Origin of the sequence: Spiroplasma sp. ald, assembly GCF_044714355.1 — a bacterium.
In the GTDB taxonomy this organism is placed as follows: domain Bacteria; phylum Bacillota_I; class Bacilli_A; order Mycoplasmatales; family Mycoplasmataceae; genus Spiroplasma; species Spiroplasma phoeniceum.
Genome location: NZ_RXFY01000121.1, coordinates 1 through 2,703, shown reverse-complemented (window position 1 = coordinate 2,703; position 2,703 = coordinate 1). Strand labels below are relative to the sequence as shown.

4 protein-coding genes are annotated in these 2,703 nt (G+C 26.2%); all 4 read left to right on the top strand.

Going from position 1 to position 2,703, the window contains the following annotated elements; genetic code table 4:
- Positions 1-524, top strand: a 524-nt coding sequence (locus EHU54_RS05320) for a hypothetical protein (protein WP_400249339.1), incomplete at its 5' end; no start/stop codon positions are given.
- A gap of 34 nt (positions 525-558) precedes the next feature.
- A complete protein-coding gene (locus tag EHU54_RS05315) occupies positions 559-1,710 on the top strand; it encodes a hypothetical protein (protein WP_400249338.1) in 1,152 nt (383 codons plus the stop codon).
- An 88-nt stretch (positions 1,711-1,798) separates the two neighbouring features.
- Positions 1,799-2,155, top strand: coding sequence for a hypothetical protein (locus tag EHU54_RS05310; RefSeq protein ID WP_400249337.1), 357 nt, complete (start codon positions 1,799-1,801; stop codon positions 2,153-2,155).
- 12 nt (positions 2,156-2,167) lie between these two features.
- On the top strand, positions 2,168-2,703 hold a 536-nt coding region (locus EHU54_RS05305), incomplete at its 3' end, for a hypothetical protein (protein ID WP_400249336.1).

Below are 2,703 nucleotides of genomic sequence, written 5' to 3'. Positions count from 1 at the left end.
ATGGTTCAGAAGGAACAATTGAATTATTACCAAATGGAGTTAATGCAATTGCCTTTAAATTTAGCAAAAAATATGACCCGCTTATTTTACGCAAAAAAGACCATACTCCGTTAAGAGTTGGTGCTGCTGCGTTAGGTACTGGAATGGGTAATACTTTGATTATGGAAAGAGTTTTATATTTAGGTAGAGCAGTAGTTGAATCCAAAGGAATTATTAAACATATTGTTGCAAAAATTAATATTAGTAAAATTAATAAATTAGATAAACCAACTATTCATGTTACAGACCCAACTCAAGCAACAGTCGAACAGTTAAAACCACAATTTAAAGCTGTTGTTTTAAAAGCAATTAAGGCCATAAATAGTTCTTTAACTGAAAATGATTTTGATTACTTTATTGAAAGTAAAGGTGAAGATTGACCAATTAATATTACAAATAATAAAACTGTTGAAGTTCAAATTGAAGGTAAAAACAACGCCACGGGGCAAACAAACCCGATTGATGTCGTAATTAAAAATACTTAAGTACTAAAAAATAGTACTTTTTCGTTGATAAATTATGCCAATTGGAACAAGCAAAACTGCTCTTATTTATGCTGTTAAAAAAACTCCGACCAGATTATCTACACAGCAAAAACAAAAAAGTTTTGGTTTACAGTTATTAGAATTTTTAGGAATTCAAGTTTTAGCCCTTGGTTTATCAGTTTTAACTGGTGGTATTGCTTCAGCCGTTGGATTAGGGGCAGGATTGTCTAATTTTGCCGCAGCATTTATCTCATTTGGAGTAGAAACAGCAACTGATTTTGCTGTAAATCAAATATACGATAAATTAACATCAGAAGTGACAGTAAAAAGTACTGCCTTAAATTTGTTACCAGCAATTGGTGGAGTTGGTAAATTAACGCGTGCTGCTCGAACAGCTAGAATTTTAAAATTAGCAAAAGAAACTAAACTACTTGAAAAAATAGGTGTAATAATAACTGCTAATAATTTAGAAGATGTTGTAAGGCAAGTTACAGGTAAAAAGATTTTATCTGATAAATTAATATTTGATTTTACAAAGCAGACTAATAATGAAACTTTATTATATACAATTGGTAAATTAGCACGAAATGATTTTTATAATGGTTTTAAAGTTTCTAATTTAGAAACAATTAATAATTTATTAAAAATTGAGAAAAATATTCAAAAAATAAGTCCTAAATTAGTTCAAAAAATACCACGCGTAAATGAAAAAAATGCTAATAAATGATTGTCTAAATATGGATTAAATATTGATAAAATAAGCAAAATTAATACTAATGAATGATATAACATTATGGCTAATCTTTATAAAAAAGGTGTTGGTAAAAACCTACTATTAAATGCTAATTTAATGCGGGGTAGTAAAATATATAATAATAAATTATTAAATCTTTTACATAAAACACCAATTAAATTAAATAAATTATTAAATCATTTAAACCCAAATTTTTATATTCAAAAAGTAACTAAAAAATTATTAGCCCCAATTGAAAGACAAATAATTGCTATTAAACAAAAAGTAATTAATAAAATTACTGATAAAACTAAAAAATATTATCTAAATTTGAAACTAAGGCTATTAAAAAGGCCAATTATTACCTTTTTCCTATGGTTCTGATGTTTTTTTAGCAGTAAAAATTGTTCCATTATCAGTTGCGGGCGAAGTTACTTTAACAATATATTATAAAAATCCGCAATATGCCCCTATTGTCGTTATTACAACTTTAATCAAAGCAGAACAATTTGTTTTTTCTCCTGAACCTTTTAAATTCTATATGAACAGTGAGTGGTTTATTGGTTGGGGATTTAAAAAAACAAGTTTGTTTAATTTAGTTTCTTTTGTCCCACTTGCTTATCAGCAAGTAGTAAAAGATAGTTTTAAAATATATCGGACAATTGCTAAGATATTAAAAATGCAAGAACAATTTAAAAATAACTTTAATAAAGATAAATTGTTAAATACGCTAAAAGATAGTGTGGTTACTAGTTTATTGGGTAATGGACTAGTATTTCAAGCATATAAACAACTCAAAACAAAACAAGATTTAAACAAAACAATTAAAACAAAAACATTACTAAATAGTAAAAAATTTATATTAAAGAAAATATATTCTAAAAAAAGTAAATGATAAGGAGATGATTAAATGTTAAATGAATTATGACAAAATGTTACTTTGGAAAATTATAATAATTTTAATCCAATGACAGGTAAAATTACACAAGTTCCAGTTCGTTATAATAAGTTTTTTAAAGGTGATGTAGAATTATGATTTAAAACATTTGCTTTAAGAGCCCAAAATATCATTAATTCCTATTTGAATTATCCATTTTCAAAATTAAAGTTTGAAACATTTAAAGACCCATTATTAAAGAAAATTTGTATTAATATGGTGTTTATTACTGTTGAGCATTGAACATTTAACCGTATTCCAATTGAGTTTTTTACTTCGGCAAATATGAGTGTTGGTAATATTAATTATTCATCTCAAAATGACCCAATGGCAACATGACAAGGTTTATTACCTAGTTATGCAAAATCACTGGCTAATTTAACAACTTTAAAGAAAATGTTTCGTACTTTTCAAGAAAAAGGTATTGATTTAACTACGATAGATTTAGAAGCATATTATACACAATTAGAAGTTGATGCTTTAATAGAAAAAGAAAAAACTAAGATTGA